Source organism: Gallibacterium salpingitidis (assembly GCF_001678495.1).
Taxonomy (GTDB): domain Bacteria; phylum Pseudomonadota; class Gammaproteobacteria; order Enterobacterales; family Pasteurellaceae; genus Gallibacterium; species Gallibacterium salpingitidis.
Map to the genome: position 1 here is coordinate 19577 of NZ_JTJL01000014.1, position 15895 is coordinate 35471.

Genomic DNA, 15895 nt, shown 5'->3' on the forward strand with positions numbered 1-15895 from the left:
AGAGAAGTAATGCGTAGCATTAATTGCTACGCACTAATTATTCTATTCAAAGATCGACCAAACAGGGGCGTGGTCAGAAGGTTTTTCCATCGCACGAATATCTAAAGCAATACCAGAGGCGGTGCAATGTTGTGCTAATGCTTGATTGGCAAGAATTAGATCAATGCGTAAGCCACGATTATCATCAAAACCTTTAGAGCGATAATCAAACCAAGAGAATTGATCGTTTACATCTGGGTGGATTTGACGGAATGTATCCACTAAACCATATTGATAGAGTTGCTCAAGCCAAGCTCTTTCTTCTGGTAAGAATGAACATTTACCAGTACGCAGCCAACGTTTACGATTTTCTTCGCCAATTCCAATATCCAAATCAGTTGGACTAATATTCATATCGCCCATCACCAAGATTGGATTGTTTGGATTATGTTCATTTGCCAAGTAATGATGTAAATCTTGATAAAACTTCGCTTTAGCAGGGAATTTCACTTCGTGATCACGATTTTCGCCTTGAGGGAAATAGCCATTAATAACGGTTAATTGTCCAAAAGGAGTATCCAAATCTGCCATAATAATACGGCGTTGTGCATCTGCTTCATCAGTTGGAAAACCTTTACGCACCGCTAAAGGCTGCTGTTTAGTTAATAGAGCAACGCCATAGTGGCTTTTTTGCCCATGATAAAAAACGTGGTAACCCAAATCCGCCACAATTTCGTGTGGAAAGGCTTCATCCGCCACTTTAATTTCTTGTAGCCCTAACACATCAGGCTGATACTTTTCGATAAGCTCGTGTAATTGATGCGGTCTGGCACGCAGACCGTTAATATTAAAAGAAATAAACTTCATAATATCTCAAGAGTTATTTTAAGGATTGAATCTTCTCGATCATATTGCTAGTAGAGAAGCCATTTTCAAAATTGAGCACTTTAACATCACCGCCATTTGCCCAAACTTCTTTGCTGCCAGCGATCTCTTCCGGTTTATAGTCTCCGCCTTTTACTAATAAGTCTGGCAAGATTTCGCTAATTAAGCGTTGTGGAGTTTCTTCTTCAAACGCCACTAACCAGTCAACCGACGCTAAACCAGCTAAAACAGCCATACGCGCTTGTAAATTATTAATTGGACGTTGTTCGCCTTTTAAGCGTTTTACTGAAGCGTCAGAATTGACTGCGACAATTAAACGATCACCTAATTTGCGTGCGTTGGCTAAATAAGAAACGTGCCCTGGATGCAAAATATCAAAACAACCATTGGTCATCACAATCTTTTCACCACGCGCTTTAGCTTTGGCAACTGCTTGTTTTAACTCTTGTTCAGTCATAATGCCAAAACCATGTTCATTGCGGCGATGAATCGCATTCTCTAATTCAACAGTGGAAACAGTAGAAGTTCCTAACTTACCGACTACGATACCTGCGGCAACATTCGCAAGATAGCAAGCCTCTTCCAAACTACGACCATCAGCAATTGCTGTGGCTAATACGCTAATAACAGTATCGCCAGCACCAGTAACATCAAATACTTCTTGTGCTTGTGTCGGTAAATGGAAGGCTGGCTGATCCGGACGAATTAACGTCATTCCTTTTTCAGAACGAGTAACCAATAATGCTGAAAGATCTAACTGTTTAATTAACACTAATCCTTTGCCAACAATTTCATCTTCGCTATGGCAAGTTCCTACAACAGCTTCAAATTCTGACATATTTGGTGTTAGCAAGGTTGCACCACGATAACGTTCAAAATCAGTACCTTTAGGATCAATTAATACTGGAACTTTTGCTTGACGGGCAATTTGGATCATCTGTTGCACTTGTGCCAAAGTACCTTTGCCATAATCAGATAAGATTAAAGAACCATATTGCGCAATATGTTGCTGTAATTTGCTTAATAGTTCGCTGGAATCAACTTGATGGAAATTTTCTTCAAAATCTAAGCGTAATAATTGTTGATGGCGCGACAAAATCCGCAATTTCGTAATGGTCGGATGAGAAGCAAATTCGGCAAAGTCACAATCAATATTATGTTTAGCGAGTAATGCTTTTAACGCTTGCCCTGTTTCATCTTGACCAATCATACCTAACAATTTAATTGGTACATTTAAGCTGGCAATGTTCATTGCCACATTGGCAGCGCCGCCTGCACGTTCTTCATTTTGTTGTACTTTTACCACTGGGACAGGGGCTTCCGGGGAAATGCGATTTGTTGCACCGAACCAATAGCGATCTAACATCACATCGCCCAAAACCAATACTTTTGCTTGGTTAAATTGGGTTGAATATTGAACCATAATTGAGTTTCTCCATAACAATTTTGCCGCCGATTTTATCACACTAGGGTAGAGAATAATGCTATTTATCAAGCTTTCGGCTAAAATAATGCCAATTTGAATTAAAAATTAGCTGTATTTTATGAAAAATCAATCATTACCTAAATTTCAATTCTCTTTCTTATTACCTAAATATTGGTTGCTATGGTTAGGATTATTCCTATTCCGTCTTATTTTATTATTGCCTTATCCTTGCTTAGTGAAGATTGGACATGGTTTAGGTAAACTATTTGCCGCATTTAAATTTGGCAAACGTCGTATTGCGATCGCTCGTCGTAACTTAGAGCTTTGCTTTCCGCAACTTAGTGACAGTGAGAGAGAGCAGTTATTAGCAAGAAATATTGAATCGGTAGGAATGGCAATTATTGAAACGGGAATGGCATGGTTTTGGTCTGATAGTAGAATTAAAAAATGGTCAAAAGTTGAGGGTCTAGAGCATCTTACGGAAAATTCTGGAAAGGGGATTATCTTAATTGGTATTCATTTTTTAACGCTTGAGTTAGGCGCAAGAATTATCGGTATTCATCATCAAGGAGTTGGTGTTTATCGACCAAATGATAATCCGTTATTAGATTGGATCCAAACCAAGGGACGTTTGCGTTCTAACAAAGATATGCTCGATCGCCATAATTTGCGCGGTATGATTCGAGCGCTAAAACGAGGAGAAACAATTTGGTATGCGCCTGATCATGATTACGGCCGCAAAAGTGCGGTTTTTGTGCCATTTTTTGCTATGGAAAAGGCAGCAACGACTACTGGAACAGCATTTTTAACCCGTACCAGCCCTGAAAGCTTAGTTATTCCATTTGCACCGTTACGTCATCACGATCATTCTGGTTATACGGTTTCCATTTCAGCGCCAATTGATCTCACTATGTGTGAAAATGATGAGCAGATTGCAACAAGGGTAAATCAAGCTATTGAAGTGGAAATTAATAAAGATCCGACATTATATATGTGGCTGCATCGCCGTTTTAAGACACGCCCAGAAGGGGAAGAAAGCGTCTATTAAAATTGGTTGCAATAAAGGTAAAAAAATCTACTTTGCGTAAGAGAGTACGAAAGTAGATTTTTTATTTAATCAATATATTTCAAGCCGAAATTAGCCAAACTATAAAAAATTGGCAATAAGTCTTTTCCTTTATCTGACAAAGAATATTCTACTCGTGGCGGCATTTCATTATATTGGGTACGAATAATAAAGCCATCTGCTTCTAATTCTTTAAGGGCTTTAGTTAATGCAGCGTGTGTGACTGATTGTAGAAATTTTTTTAATTCGCCAAAACGACGCGGATTTTTAATACATAAAGCATATAAAATTTGTAGTTTCCATTTTCCTTGTATCATCTCAACAACAGGCGTTACCGGGCAATTTCCACTCTTCGTTAATACGATAGAAGATATATTTTGTAAAAACTCTTCGTAGGTCATTAATTTCTCCATATTAGTATAAAAAATGATACTAAGTAGCTTATTTTTGCGTACTTGATGTATTTTCCGCGCGCAGTAAAATGCGAGAAAAATACAAAAACAAGTCAATTAAGGAGTGTATTTTAAATGAAAAACTTTAAAAAAATGAGTGTTAAAAATGAAGGTCGTACAGAGTTACATAATTCATTACAACTAACCGGTGCTGAAATTTCGATTAATGCGATGCCAGCAAAAGCAAGTGTACCTTTTGTACACTCTCATAAAGAAAATGAAGAAATTTATGGTTTTCTTGAAGGAAATGGTTATTTCGAGATTGATGGTGAAAAAGTGGAATTTAGCCAAGGAGATTGGATTAAAGTCGCGCCAAAGGCGAAAAGACAAATGTTTGCGGAAAGTGATATCAAATATATTTGTATCCAAGTAAAAGAAAACTCTCTTGAGCAATTTACGCAAACTGATGCAATCATTTACTAATTGTTTTAGTGTTTGATTAAGTAGCAAAAGAAACAATTTCTCATACATAAAAAGAGGTTGTTTCTTTTTTGTTTATTTCACTCTTAAACATTCAATCACTGCTCGTAGCGCTGGTGAAACATTACGATGCGGATAATATAGATGAAAGCCAGTAAAGGTATGAGAATACTCTTTTAGCACTTGAATCAATTCACCACGATCTAATTCTTGCTTAATCAGATCAGCGCAAATATAACCTAAGCCTAAACCGAGTTTTGCGGCATCACGAATACTGTAATCGTTGGAAAATGTCCATTGCCCTTGGGTTTTAATTTTAATCGCCTTACCGTTGTCGTTAAAATCCCAGTCATACATTGCACCGGAAGCATAGCGATAACCAATACATTGATGATGTGCAAGATCATAAGGTGTTTTGGGGAAACCATATTGATGAAAATAGTCTGGTGAGCCAACTACTGCCATTTGCTCATCATCACTAATGCGTACAGCGATCATACCTTCAGCAACTGCTTCACCAAAACGAACACCAGCATCAAACTGTTGCTCGATGACATTGCTAAATGCGATATCAGTAATTAATTCCAGCTGAATATCAGGATAACTCGTTTTAAAAGCTGCTAATTTTGGGAGTAATACCTTATCAATCGCATATTGACTAGCAGTAATACGTACTAAGCCTGAGGGCGTTTGGCGAAAATTTGCCAACATAGCCAATTCATTATCAAGTTTGGCAAAACTAACGGCAGTAGTTTGAAATAACTGCTTTCCAGCTTGTGTTAATGAAAGGCTGCGTGTCGTTCTGGTAAAAAGTTGCAACCCTAAACGCTGTTCTAATTGTTTCACGATACGACTTAATGCAGATTGGCTAATTCCTAATTTATTAGCGGCTTTAGTAAAACTCTCTTCACGTGCCACCATCATAAAAGCGTAGAGATCGTTGTAATTTTCACGTTGTGACATAGCGATTAATGATGATTAAAAAATAAAATGTAGTGTAACTTAATTTAGAACTTATAGGAATAAATGTTATGCCATTTTGCCACATTATCATTAGGTAGTGAATCGTTATAATTTGCTCGAATTGATAGAGTTTTTCGGTGACTTAGCTGTTTTAGACTTGTATCAATTCATTAGAAGTAATGTTTTATAGAAAAGGAAGACTTATGAAAATTCAGCGAAAATTAACACTACTTTCCACATTATTATTAAGTACAACATTAATGGGAGAATTCGCGATGGCAAATACACAATCAGCAACAACAATTGATGTTCCAGCACAACATATTCAACTCACCCAACAATGGGATAAAGTCTTTCCGCAATCTGATAAAGTGGATCATCGTAAAGTGACTTTCAAAAATCGTTACGGTATTACTTTAGCGGCGGATTTATATCTGCCGAAAAATGCTAAAGGCAAACTGGCGGCGATTGCAGTGAGCGGTCCGTTCGGTGCAGTCAAAGAACAGGTATCCGGATTATATGCACAAACTTTAGCGGAACGCGGTTTTGTCACTTTAGCGTTTGACCCGTCTTATACCGGAGAAAGTAGCGGTTTACCGCGTAATGTACCGTCACCTGAAATCAACACCGAAGATTTTTCCGCTGCAGTGGATTATCTCGGTTCGCTGGATATAGTTAATCGTGATGCGATCGGGATTTTAGGCGTTTGCGGTTGGGGCGGTTTTGCGTTGAATGCGGCAATTTCCGATACGCGTATCAAAGCCGTTGCCACCAGTACGATGTATGATATGACACGCGTTACTGCCAAAGGTTATAACGACAGCATTGACGCTGATGCACGCTATCAAATGAAACAACAAATCAACAATGCACGTTGGGAAGCGGCAAAACACGATTATGCGACGTTATTACCGGCGAATAATTTACGCGGCGCGCAAATCACCAAAGATACACCGCAATTTATTAAAGAATATTCGGATTATTACACCACCAAACGTGGTTTCCATCCACGTTCCGCCAATTCCAATCCTGAAGGTTCTTGGACAACGACCGGTGCTTTACCGTTGATTAATATGCCGATTTTGCAATATGCAGCTGAATTGAAAACACCGGCATTATTAGTACATAGTGAAAAAGCGCATTCACGTTATTTCAGTGAAGATGCTTATAAAGCATTGGGCAGTAAAAATAAAGAGTTGTATATCGTACCGGGCGCAACCCATGTGGATTTATATGACAATCAAGCGCATAAAATTCCTTACGATAAATTTGAACAATTCTTTAAAGCCAATTTGAAGTAATTCATTTTTAAACTGAATTTCTGCTGTTCCACTATGCTGCCCTCACATTTATCACCCGAACTTATGAGGGCAGTATTTTTTTACCTGAAATTTGGAGGTTACCGATGAATCAGACTATTGAAAGTTTATTAAATCATCGTTCTATCCGTTCTTATACGCATCAACCCGTTGAAGAAGAAAAAATAGATTTGATTATTCGTGCTGCACAGGCAGCGCCTAACTGGTGCAATATCCAACATGTTTCCATTATTGCTGTTCAAGATGCGCAACATCGTGAAAAATTAGCCGAATTATGCGGACAGCAAGAATATATTGCACAAGCACCGGTTTTTTTGATTTTTTGTGCCGATTTTTATCGTACTGCATTAGCGTGCCGACAATATGGGCAATCTATGGATACCGTCATGGACAAAATCGATAATGTGATTGTTGGCGCGAATGATGTCGGTATCGCATTGGGAACAGCAGTTGCTGCGGCTGAATCTTTAGGTTTAGGGACAGTGCCGATTGGTGATGTGCGTCTGAATGCTTTTGCGATTACACAAGATTTAAATTTACCGCGTTATGTTATCCCGATGATTGGACTTTGCGTCGGCTATGCAGCTGAAAATCCGTCCATCAGACCAAGACTACCGAAACAGGCAGTCTATTTTTCAGAACATTATCAATCTAATCTTAATGCAGTGATTGAGCAATATGATCAGCAATATGCACGCTATCTGAAAGAACGTGAATGGAACAGTCGTGATGCAAATTGGACACAATCAGTCGCTAATTTTTACCGTCCGCCATATAACCACTATCCGGAAATACCGGCTCTGCTGAAGCAACAAGGCTTTTTATATGATAATCAAGAGGATTAAGCGGTGATACAAAATAGTCGTTTATTAATTTTCATTTTAGCAGTCGGTGTTTTCAGCATTATCAACACTGAAATGGGCGTTATCGGTATTATTCCGTTAATTGCCGAAACCTTTCAGGTGCATATCACGCAAGCGGCTTGGACGGTCAGCGTTTTTGCTTTGGTGATTGCTGTCTGTGCACCGATTCTACCGCTGTTATGTTCGGGAATTAATCGTAAAACGGCAATGGTTGTTACTTTAGCGGTATTTACGCTCAGTAATCTGGTGGCGACCTTGACCGATAATTTTACGGTATTGCTGATTGCGCGTATTGTCCCGGCATTTTTTCAACCGATTTATACCACGATTGCGTTTACTGTGGCGGCAAATTCCGTTGCACCGCAACAAGCACCAAAAGCGGTGGCAAACGTGTTTGTCGGCGTTTCTGCGGGAATGGTGCTCGGTGTTCCCGTCACCTCATTCATTGCCAACCATTTTTCCTTTGCAATGGCAATGCTGTTTTTTACTGTTGTCAGCGGTTTTGTCTTACTTGCTACCGTATTTTTAGTGCCGTCGATGCCGGTTACGCAACGTTCGTCATTCGGTTCGCAGTTAAGTGTTTTAACATTGCCTGCCGTTTGGTATTCAATTTTGGCAACAGTGTTGATCAATGGCAGTATTTTCGGTTTTTTCAGTTATATTGCCGATTTTCTGAACGTGGTAACCAAGTTGTCATTTGATCAGATCAGTATGATTTTATTGCTTTACGGTACGGCAAATATTATCGGTAATGTATTAGCAGGAAAATTTTTAGCGATTAAAGCTAAAAGCACATTGCTCAGTGTTCCGATTTTGTTGGCAAGCTCTTATTTGCTGTTATATCTATTCGGAACTTCTGCCTTGGTAACGGTCATTATCGTGGCTTTGCTCGGTATTTTGGCGGGAATTGCCGCCAACAGTATGCAATATATGCTGACGCGTGCCGCGATCAAAGCGCCCGAATTTGCCAACGGTTTGTTTTTATCCTGTGCCAATTTAGGAACAACGGTCGGCACTACGATTTGCGGTTGGTTTTTATTGAGCGGTACACAACATATTGTTTGGGGTTCGTTGCTGTTGTTGGCAGTAAGTTTATTGTGTGTAGCTTTGCGGGTGCGGACGATTAGCGTAGATGTAGTTATCACCAGTATCAAAGTAAACGGGAATCACTAAATTTTATGAGTAGGAAGAGAGAATATATGAAAACATTGATGATATTGTTACTGATGTTATGTGGTATTACAAATGTGGGAGCACAAGAGATGAAAATTGAAATTGATATTGAAAGAACCCAACAAAAAGTAATTGCGACATTAGCAGAAGATAATCCATCTGCCTTAGCTTTTTATCAGCAATTACCATTAACATTGACATTAAAAGATTATGCTGGTGCTGAAAAGATTAGTCCGGCATTGTTAAAACCACTACCTAGTAACACTAATGGTTATGAGGGTAAACAAGGAGATATTACCTATTATGCACCATGGGGAAATTTAGCAATTTTTTATCGCGATTCTGCTGTTGGTTATGCGACAGGATTAATTTATCTTGGTAAAGTAGAACAAAATCTAGCTGCATTAGATAATTTAAATGGAGAGAAAGTTACTATTCGCCAAGTGAAATAGAAAAGTTCGCCCTCTTAATGAGGGCGAAAATTTGACTTTATTCTTTAAATTCAGCCATAAAAGCATTCGCTTTTTCCACCATATTTTTTGAACCAACAAATAATGGTGTACGTTCATGCAATGCGGTTGGTTGAATATCCAAAATACGGCGATAACCGTCAGTTGCTACGCCGCCAGCTTGTTCCGCTAAGAACGCCATTGGGTTACCTTCATACAATAAACGGAGTTTACCGTTTGGATAACGAGTTGTAGTTGGATAAATATAAATACCGCCTTTTAACATATTACGATGGAAGTCAGAAACTAAAGAACCGATATAACGAGAAGTATAAGGACGTTTGGTTGCATCATCTTCTTCTTGGCAATATTTAATGTATTTCTTCACGCCCATTGGGAATTTCAAATAGTGGCCTTCGTTGATTGAGTAGCAATAGCCATCTTCTGGAATCTTGATATTTTCGTGTGAAAGAATAAATAAACCTAATGATGGGTCATAAGTAAAACCGTTTACGCCATTACCAGTGGTATAAACCAACATTGTTGATGAACCATAAACAATATAACCGGCAGCAACTTGACGATTACCTGGTTGTAAGAAATCCTCCATGGTTACTGGTTGTCCAATTGGCGAAATACGGCGATAGATTGAGAAAATGGTACCAACGGCAACGTTCACATCAATATTAGAAGAGCCATCAAGCGGGTCAGTAAGAATAATGTATTTTGCATTACGACCACGTTCTGTATCGAAAGCAACGAAATTTTCCTCTTCTTCCGAACCGAAACCAGCAACTTCATCACGAGAGATTAACGCTGCTTTCATTTTTTCGTGGGCGAAAGCGTCTAATTTCATTTGCGCTTCACCTTGCACGTTTTCGATACCAGAATTACCGATAATATCGTTGGTTAAACCAGCTTTATTAATATCACGATGGATAATTTTTGCCACTAAACGGATAGAAGAAAGAATACCGCTAAGCTCACCTTTTGCATTAGGATATTCCGCTTGTTTTTCAACAATAAATTGACCGAGAGTTTTCATAATAAACCTTACTTTTGCAGTGATGAATTACCACATAACAATAACATTTTTTAATAAATGTTATAAAAATTTTTGAAGAAAAAATAAATAAAATGAGATTTAGCTCACAAAAATAATTTGGCGAAATTGCTCAATATGTAAAGATTTACAGGAGTTGTTACTGAATTTTGGCACAATTGCCAAAAAGCGAATTGATTAAAGATAAACTTTTGTTTCGGAAGTTATTTAGAAGTTATAAGGATAAGTAAGCTCATTTGATACATTACATTCCCTCTTTAAATGGTTAAAGAGGGAATTTTCATATGATTTAAGCTATTTTTCGCTTTTGTGTGCAGCAAAATATTGCAATGTTAATTTTCTATTAATTTTATTTAACAATTGCTCAGCCATCTCTTTTTGCTGCATTTCGGTTGGATATTCCACCATAGCGACTTGCATAATATCTTGATCTTGATAACCGGATAAACGCAAATGATTTAATGCGACTTGTAATGCCGGCAAACTTGGATTAAATGCAGCATTTTCTGCATAACGTCCAGCGATCACTGTTTCATCGGCTAATAAGAGAGCAACACCGCAATAAGCGTGGCTATAAGGTGCATGTGAACGATTAGCCGCGAGTAACGCACGCTGTGGTAATGGATCTTCACAATCAATTTGTAATTGGTTGTTGTGTGGATCAAATAAACATTCACGAATATCCAAATCTTTCGGACCAAACGCATCAGGTAAATATTGGTGCAAACGGTTATTTTGTGCATGCGGTAAATGAATGTAGAGCTGTTCGGCGCTATTCAATTCGTTCATAAATTGGCGACAATGGCCGCAAGGGGTGTAATTGACTGTTACTGAGCTAATAGCTGCTTCATTATTCATCCAAGCGTGTGAAATGGCACTTTGTTCAGCGTGAATCGTTTGCTGCATTGCTACGCCGCAAAATTCTTGATTAGCGCCGAAATAAAATGCACCGCTTAACCCTTGTACAACCGCACCAACATTGAAGCTAGAGATTGGTGTAGTAGCATAACAAGCGGCAATCGGTAGCAATTGTAATGCGAGTTGATTTGGCGTTAATTTAAATTCTTTGCAAAGTGAAGATACGTTGGTGGCGCTAAGTTTACCGGCAAAATGCTGCTGCGCTAAGATGTGGTACAACGTATTTGCAAGTTGTTGATTTTCCCATTGAGCTAATTCGGTTTGAATGGCTTTAATTTTTTTATTAGCTGCCATAATGCTGTACTCCTTGTATTTCAATACGGGGCAGTATGATAAAACAAAACCTTATTAAAACGTAAGTTAAAGCATTTTTTTGTGACGGAGATTAAATTTTTTGCGGGTAACTGGCGAGTTTCTAGCAGTTAGCGGAGTGAAACAGTAGAATATGCTCCATTGTGCAAGACTTAAGGATATCAAAATGACCGTATTTCCGGATTTTTTGCGTGCAGGCGATAAGATCGCGATTATTTCACCATCAGGTGCAGTAGAACCAGCCTATATTGATGGCGCTTGTGCTGTATTAGCACAATGGGAATTTGTTCCGATATTAGGTACTTACTGTAAAGGTAAACAGGGTAAATATGCAGGCACTCAAGCGGAACGATTACAAGATTTTATTGCCGCATTGACCAATAACGAGATTAAAGCCATTCTTTGCAGCAGAGGCGGTTATGGCGCAGTGCATTTGCTGGAAAAGTTACCAGCTTCGTTATTGCATGATCACGCGAAATGGTTGATTGGATTTAGCGATATTTCATTATTACACGCGGCGATGTATCACGCTGGTGTAGCGAGTATTCACGCTTCAATGGCAAAACAATTGGCTTTATTTGGTGCTGATAATGACAATAATAAGTTACTGTGTCACATTCTAACGGGGCAGTTACCGACTTATCGTACGCCTACACATAGTTTTAATCGTATTGGTATGGTAACAGGTGAACTTATTGGTGGCAATTTAGCGGTATTGTGCGGTTTGTTACGTACTGATTATGATCTGTTTCAAGCGGATAAAATCTTGTTTATTGAGGATATAGCCGAACCAATCTATAAAGTTGAACGTATGTTATATAACTTACGTTTAGCTGGTGCATTGGCCAATTTAAAAGGGCTAATTGTCGGACGTTTTACAGAACATCTTGAACCAGACGTCAATGGCGACACTATGTATAGTATGATTCAACGTTTGGTGGCGGATTATGATTATCCGGTAGCTTATGATTTTCCTGTTGGTCATATTGATGAAAACGTGCCATTGATTGAAGGGGCGACAGTGAAGTTTGCTGTTACTGCAACTGAAGTATTGTTGGATTTTCAGCAGGATTGAAGTCTGCAGCAATAAAAAATGAGTTAGCCGATAAGCCGAGTTCTGTCGTGGACAATCATTCATCTAGGCATTCATTTGCACAAATGCTCAAGCAACCTACCCGAATCCTGCGCGGGCCACACATTGGATTCCTATTTGGTCTTGCTACGGGTGGAGTTTACCATGCCATGAATTGTTACCAATCACGCGGTGCGCTCTTACCGCACCCTTTCACCCTTACCTGATCTCAAATGAGCCATCGGCGGTCTGCTCTCTGTTGCACTGGTCGTAGGCTCGCGCCTCCTGGACGTTATCCAGCACCCTGCCCTGTGTAGCTCGGACTTTCCTCTCGTTCACTTGTCCCCTAGGTTGTTTTGCAACGGTTGAGGGCTTCAATAAACCAGCGATTGCCTGGCTAACTCGGCGCGCAGTATAACGGATTTTTGTAAAAGTTAAAACAGAAGTTTTAATTAGCTTTTATCATTATGAATGATTAGAATACTGCCTGTTTGAGTTTAACGATCAAGGATTACTATGAATTATCTACAAATTGCTAAAGAAACGTTAGCGGTTGAACAACAAGCGCTAGGACGTTTACAACAACAATTACCAGCAAATTTTGCCGAAATTGTCGAATTAATCCTACATTGTGAAGGGCGTTTGGTGATCGGTGGGATTGGTAAATCAGGCTTAGTAGGTAAAAAAATGGTTGCTACTTTTTCTTCCACTGGTACACCAAGTTTCTTTTTGCATCCGACTGAAGCCTTTCATGGTGATTTAGGAATGTTAAAACCGATTGATATTGTGTTGTTAATCTCTTATAGCGGTGAAACAGATGATGTCAATAAATTGATTCCTAGTTTGAAAAATTTTGGCAATAAGATTATTGCGATGACGGGAAATTTAAACTCGACTTTGGCTAAACACGCAGATTATGTATTAGATATTAGTGTGGAAAGAGAAGTTTGTCCGAATAATTTAGCGCCAACGACTTCTGTATTAGTCACAATGGCGCTTGGTGATGCGTTAGCTGTGGCTTTAATGAAAGCTCGCAATTTCCAAGCGGAAGATTTTGCGAAATTTCATCCGGGCGGCAGCTTAGGGCGTCGCTTACTTTGCAAAGTGCGTGATAAGATGCAAACTAAATTACCAGTAGCAGCAGCCAATACTCGTTTTCTTGATTGCTTAACGGTAATGAATGAAGGTCGAATGGGTGTTGCTATTATTATGGAGCAAGGCAAGTTGCAAGGCATTATTACTGATGGTGATATTCGTCGTGCGATGAGCCGTTATGGTGAAGCGGTATTACAAAAATGCGCCGGTGATTTTATGACGACGCAGCCAAAAACGATTAATCAAAATACCTATTTAGGACAAGCAGAAGATTATATGCGTCAGCATAAAATTCACTCTTTAGTCGTGGTAAATGATCAACAGCAAGTTGTTGGTTTATATGAATTCTCAAGTTAAGGAAACAATATGCAGGAAAAATTAGCGAAAATTAAATTAGTCATTACAGATGTTGATGGTGTTTTAACTGATGGCTCGCTCTATTATGGCGAGAATGGTGAAGTATTTAAGGTTTTTAATGCGCGTGATGGACTTGGCACTCGTATGTTATTGGAAAGTGGTGTGCAAGTGGCAGTGTTATCTGGTCGTGATTCATTAGTATTGCGCAAACGCATTGAAGAACTCAGTATTCCATTATTCCAATTAGGCAAGTTAGAAAAAGAGAGTGCTTGTTTATCATTAATTGAACAAGCTGGAGTAACAGCAGAAGAAGTGTTATATATCGGTGATGATAGTGTAGATTTACCTGCATTTGCAGTATGTGGTTTAACGGCGACAGTGGCTGAAGCACAAGACTATATCAAAGATAAAGTAGATATTGTAACTAAAGCAAATGGCGGACGTGGTGCTTTTCGTGAAATTGTGGATATGATTCTAGCGGCACAAGGTAAATCAGCGATTTATACCTCAGCAACTGGCTTTTTACATACTGCGAAAAAAATGGCGCAGTAATCTGTCCTTAAAAAAGTTCCCCCACTTTAATGAAATAAAGAGGGGTGGGGTGGGGGAGATTTAAATTCAATAAAATCAAATAGATATAATCTATTTAATGCACAATATTCCAATCCATTTCATCACAATTAATGTTAATCTATTTCTTCTTAGTTAGCGGCTTACCCCTTACTTCTCCAGTTAAAGATTCAAGAAAAGCAACAATATCATCTACTTGTTGTGCTGAAAGCGTTTTACCCAATTGATATTTCAAGACTAAATTAACTGCCTGATGTAAATCATTGGTTCTGGCATCATGAAAATAAGGCGCAGTCAAAGCGATATTGCGTAAAGATGGCACTTTAAAACGATATTTATCATTTTCTTGCTGCGTCTGATTGTAACGACCTAAATCAGCACTGGTTTCAGGCGTACCTCGATCTTTAATGTAATCTGCATAAATTCCCATAATTTCAAACGAGTTACCACCCATATTGATACCGCTATGACAGGTATCGCAACGATCCTCTTTAAATAATTGATAGCCACGTTTTTGTTGCTCAGTTAATGCAGAGGTATCGCCTTTTAAATAGCGATCAAAAGGGCTATTTGGTGTAATTAACCGCTTTTCAAATTCAGCAATGGCATCGGTCATATTGGCTTGTGTTAATTCAGGATAAACTTGCAAAAACAGATCAAGAAACTGTGGATCTTTAGCAAATTTTTCCTCAATTTCCTGCCAATTATGATACCCCATTTCAACTGGATTCAATGGCGGTTGTGCCGCTTGTTCAGCCAAGTTTTTAGCTCGACCGTCCCAAAATTGGCTAGTATTAAAAACCGCATTATAAACTGTTGGTGCATTGATAACGCCTTGTTTTCCTGCAATTCCAGTAGAAACAGCTAGACCATCCACGCCACCATTGTCTAATAGGTGACAACTAAAACAACTCACTGAATTATCAAAAGATAAGCGATTATCCGTAAACAACATTCCACCAATCATCACCTTACGAAAATCAACTGGTAAACGTTCGGGAATTGGCAAAATAAAGGTTTGTTGATCGGTATGAGGTAATTTGTCGCTATGGAGCTGTTCCGTCCATTGATTTAATAGAGCAGATTCTTCAGCAGTGAATTGATAAGGTAAACGTGAATGCAAATCTTGCTCGTCAGTATAATGTGCAATGAAATATTGCAATTTTGCCAGATCGGCAATGGTAATGTTGTCGAGATGATTTAATTGTTCAGTAATTGCTTCTACTAAAAAACTTTTCTTCCCAATATTAATTTGTTGTTTATCAGCATAAGGCAAACTTTCTGCCGCTGAACTGCTATGGCAATCAGTACAATGCTTTTGCGTGAAAAGACGCTGCATCTCTTGCGCAGTAATTTTTTGCTGCGTTTTCGGTAAATCTTGCACTGCAATATTGGCATTATCTGCCATTGCAGAAAATGGAAAAACAGCTGCAACAAGTAACGATAATGCAGCTAAAGGAATAGTTTTTAGCATGATGATTTTTGGGTTTAGATAACTTATTGAGTTATTACA

General features: G+C 38.8%; 16 protein-coding genes and 1 other RNA gene. 9 read left to right on the forward strand and 8 right to left on the reverse strand.

Going from position 1 to position 15895, the window contains the following annotated elements:
* Nucleotides 1-42 precede the first annotated feature (42 nt).
* Entirely contained in the window at nucleotides 43-846 is an 804-nt protein-coding gene (gene xthA / locus QS62_RS04265) for an exodeoxyribonuclease III (RefSeq protein WP_066106426.1), read from the reverse strand.
* Nucleotides 847-859: 13 nt separating this feature from the next.
* A complete protein-coding gene (gene hldE / locus QS62_RS04270) occupies nucleotides 860-2287 on the reverse strand; it encodes a bifunctional D-glycero-beta-D-manno-heptose-7-phosphate kinase/D-glycero-beta-D-manno-heptose 1-phosphate adenylyltransferase HldE (protein ID WP_066106429.1) in 1428 nt (475 codons plus the stop codon).
* A 121-nt stretch (nucleotides 2288-2408) separates the two neighbouring features.
* Here hldE and lpxL point away from each other — a divergent pair, with 121 nt between their 5' ends.
* The gene (gene lpxL, locus QS62_RS04275; protein ID WP_066106432.1) at nucleotides 2409-3338 is read left to right on the forward strand and encodes an LpxL/LpxP family Kdo(2)-lipid IV(A) lauroyl/palmitoleoyl acyltransferase; all 930 of its coding nucleotides are present in this window, start codon (nucleotides 2409-2411) and stop codon (nucleotides 3336-3338) included.
* 65 nt (nucleotides 3339-3403) lie between these two features.
* Here the strand turns inward: lpxL and QS62_RS04280 are convergent, their stop codons facing one another.
* Nucleotides 3404-3757 carry a winged helix-turn-helix transcriptional regulator gene (locus QS62_RS04280; protein ID WP_231923677.1) on the reverse strand — a complete coding sequence of 118 codons (354 nt, stop codon included), beginning with the start codon at nucleotides 3755-3757 and terminating at the stop codon, nucleotides 3404-3406.
* A gap of 126 nt (nucleotides 3758-3883) precedes the next feature.
* Between QS62_RS04280 and QS62_RS04285 the strand changes: the two genes are divergently transcribed.
* Complete coding sequence (locus QS62_RS04285; protein ID WP_066106439.1) at nucleotides 3884-4231, forward strand: cupin domain-containing protein; 348 nt, start codon at nucleotides 3884-3886, stop codon at nucleotides 4229-4231.
* Nucleotides 4232-4303: 72 nt separating this feature from the next.
* Here the strand turns inward: QS62_RS04285 and QS62_RS04290 are convergent, their stop codons facing one another.
* On the reverse strand, nucleotides 4304-5191 hold the full coding sequence (locus tag QS62_RS04290) for a LysR family transcriptional regulator (RefSeq protein ID WP_066106442.1): 888 nt from the start codon (nucleotides 5189-5191) through the stop codon (nucleotides 4304-4306).
* Nucleotides 5192-5394: 203 nt separating this feature from the next.
* On the opposite strand from QS62_RS04290, the gene QS62_RS04295 reads away from it, so the two are divergent.
* The 4 genes from QS62_RS04295 (at nucleotide 5395) to QS62_RS04310 (ending at nucleotide 8998) form a co-directional block, all read left to right on the forward strand.
* Complete coding sequence (locus tag QS62_RS04295; protein ID WP_066106445.1) at nucleotides 5395-6492, forward strand: alpha/beta hydrolase; 1098 nt, start codon at nucleotides 5395-5397, stop codon at nucleotides 6490-6492.
* A gap of 104 nt (nucleotides 6493-6596) precedes the next feature.
* Nucleotides 6597-7355 carry an NADPH-dependent oxidoreductase gene (locus tag QS62_RS11995; RefSeq protein WP_066106448.1) on the forward strand — a complete coding sequence of 253 codons (759 nt, stop codon included), beginning with the start codon at nucleotides 6597-6599 and terminating at the stop codon, nucleotides 7353-7355.
* Between the two features lie 3 nt (nucleotides 7356-7358).
* Nucleotides 7359-8546 carry an MFS transporter gene (locus QS62_RS12000; protein ID WP_066106451.1) on the forward strand — a complete coding sequence of 396 codons (1188 nt, stop codon included), beginning with the start codon at nucleotides 7359-7361 and terminating at the stop codon, nucleotides 8544-8546.
* Between the two features lie 26 nt (nucleotides 8547-8572).
* The gene (locus tag QS62_RS04310) at nucleotides 8573-8998 is read left to right on the forward strand and encodes a cyclophilin-like fold protein (RefSeq protein WP_197496261.1); all 426 of its coding nucleotides are present in this window, start codon (nucleotides 8573-8575) and stop codon (nucleotides 8996-8998) included.
* A 37-nt stretch (nucleotides 8999-9035) separates the two neighbouring features.
* On the opposite strand, the gene fbp is transcribed toward QS62_RS04310, so the two are convergent.
* The gene (fbp, locus tag QS62_RS04315; protein WP_066106454.1) at nucleotides 9036-10040 is read right to left on the reverse strand and encodes a class 1 fructose-bisphosphatase; all 1005 of its coding nucleotides are present in this window, start codon (nucleotides 10038-10040) and stop codon (nucleotides 9036-9038) included.
* 312 nt (nucleotides 10041-10352) lie between these two features.
* Complete coding sequence (cdd, locus tag QS62_RS04320) at nucleotides 10353-11270, reverse strand: cytidine deaminase (protein ID WP_066106458.1); 918 nt, start codon at nucleotides 11268-11270, stop codon at nucleotides 10353-10355.
* Nucleotides 11271-11454: 184 nt separating this feature from the next.
* Between cdd and QS62_RS04325 the strand changes: the two genes are divergently transcribed.
* Nucleotides 11455-12363, forward strand: coding sequence for a S66 peptidase family protein (locus tag QS62_RS04325; RefSeq protein ID WP_066106460.1), 909 nt, complete (start codon nucleotides 11455-11457; stop codon nucleotides 12361-12363).
* A gap of 15 nt (nucleotides 12364-12378) precedes the next feature.
* Here the strand turns inward: QS62_RS04325 and rnpB are convergent.
* Nucleotides 12379-12765, reverse strand: an RNA gene (gene rnpB, locus QS62_RS04330) — RNase P RNA component class A.
* Between the two features lie 111 nt (nucleotides 12766-12876).
* On the opposite strand from rnpB, the gene QS62_RS04335 reads away from it, so the two are divergent.
* Complete coding sequence (locus QS62_RS04335) at nucleotides 12877-13812, forward strand: KpsF/GutQ family sugar-phosphate isomerase (RefSeq protein ID WP_066106462.1); 936 nt, start codon at nucleotides 12877-12879, stop codon at nucleotides 13810-13812.
* A gap of 9 nt (nucleotides 13813-13821) precedes the next feature.
* Entirely contained in the window at nucleotides 13822-14364 is a 543-nt protein-coding gene (locus tag QS62_RS04340) for a KdsC family phosphatase (protein ID WP_066106465.1), read from the forward strand.
* A 139-nt stretch (nucleotides 14365-14503) separates the two neighbouring features.
* On the opposite strand, the gene QS62_RS04345 is transcribed toward QS62_RS04340, so the two are convergent.
* The gene (locus QS62_RS04345; protein WP_231923678.1) at nucleotides 14504-15856 is read right to left on the reverse strand and encodes a cytochrome-c peroxidase; all 1353 of its coding nucleotides are present in this window, start codon (nucleotides 15854-15856) and stop codon (nucleotides 14504-14506) included.
* Between the last annotated feature and the right edge of the window lie 39 nt (nucleotides 15857-15895).

Excerpts from the sequence above, each read along its gene's own strand:
- xthA (WP_066106426.1), bottom strand. The coding sequence starts at position 846 with ATGAAGTTTATTTCTTTTAATATTAACGGTCTGCGTGCCAGACCGCAT.
- hldE (WP_066106429.1), bottom strand. The coding sequence starts at position 2,287 with ATGGTTCAATATTCAACCCAATTTAACCAAGCAAAAGTATTGGTTTTG.
- lpxL (WP_066106432.1), top strand. The coding sequence starts at position 2,409 with ATGAAAAATCAATCATTACCTAAATTTCAATTCTCTTTCTTATTACCT.
- QS62_RS04280 (WP_231923677.1), bottom strand. The coding sequence starts at position 3,757 with ATGACCTACGAAGAGTTTTTACAAAATATATCTTCTATCGTATTAACG.
- QS62_RS04285 (WP_066106439.1), top strand. The coding sequence starts at position 3,884 with ATGAAAAACTTTAAAAAAATGAGTGTTAAAAATGAAGGTCGTACAGAG.
- QS62_RS04290 (WP_066106442.1), bottom strand. The coding sequence starts at position 5,191 with ATGTCACAACGTGAAAATTACAACGATCTCTACGCTTTTATGATGGTG.
- QS62_RS04295 (WP_066106445.1), top strand. The coding sequence starts at position 5,395 with ATGAAAATTCAGCGAAAATTAACACTACTTTCCACATTATTATTAAGT.
- QS62_RS11995 (WP_066106448.1), top strand. The coding sequence starts at position 6,597 with ATGAATCAGACTATTGAAAGTTTATTAAATCATCGTTCTATCCGTTCT.
- QS62_RS04310 (WP_197496261.1), top strand. The coding sequence starts at position 8,573 with ATGAAAACATTGATGATATTGTTACTGATGTTATGTGGTATTACAAAT.
- fbp (WP_066106454.1), bottom strand. The coding sequence starts at position 10,040 with ATGAAAACTCTCGGTCAATTTATTGTTGAAAAACAAGCGGAATATCCT.
- cdd (WP_066106458.1), bottom strand. The coding sequence starts at position 11,270 with ATGGCAGCTAATAAAAAAATTAAAGCCATTCAAACCGAATTAGCTCAA.
- QS62_RS04325 (WP_066106460.1), top strand. The coding sequence starts at position 11,455 with ATGACCGTATTTCCGGATTTTTTGCGTGCAGGCGATAAGATCGCGATT.
- QS62_RS04335 (WP_066106462.1), top strand. The coding sequence starts at position 12,877 with ATGAATTATCTACAAATTGCTAAAGAAACGTTAGCGGTTGAACAACAA.
- QS62_RS04340 (WP_066106465.1), top strand. The coding sequence starts at position 13,822 with ATGCAGGAAAAATTAGCGAAAATTAAATTAGTCATTACAGATGTTGAT.
- QS62_RS04345 (WP_231923678.1), bottom strand. The coding sequence starts at position 15,856 with ATGCTAAAAACTATTCCTTTAGCTGCATTATCGTTACTTGTTGCAGCT.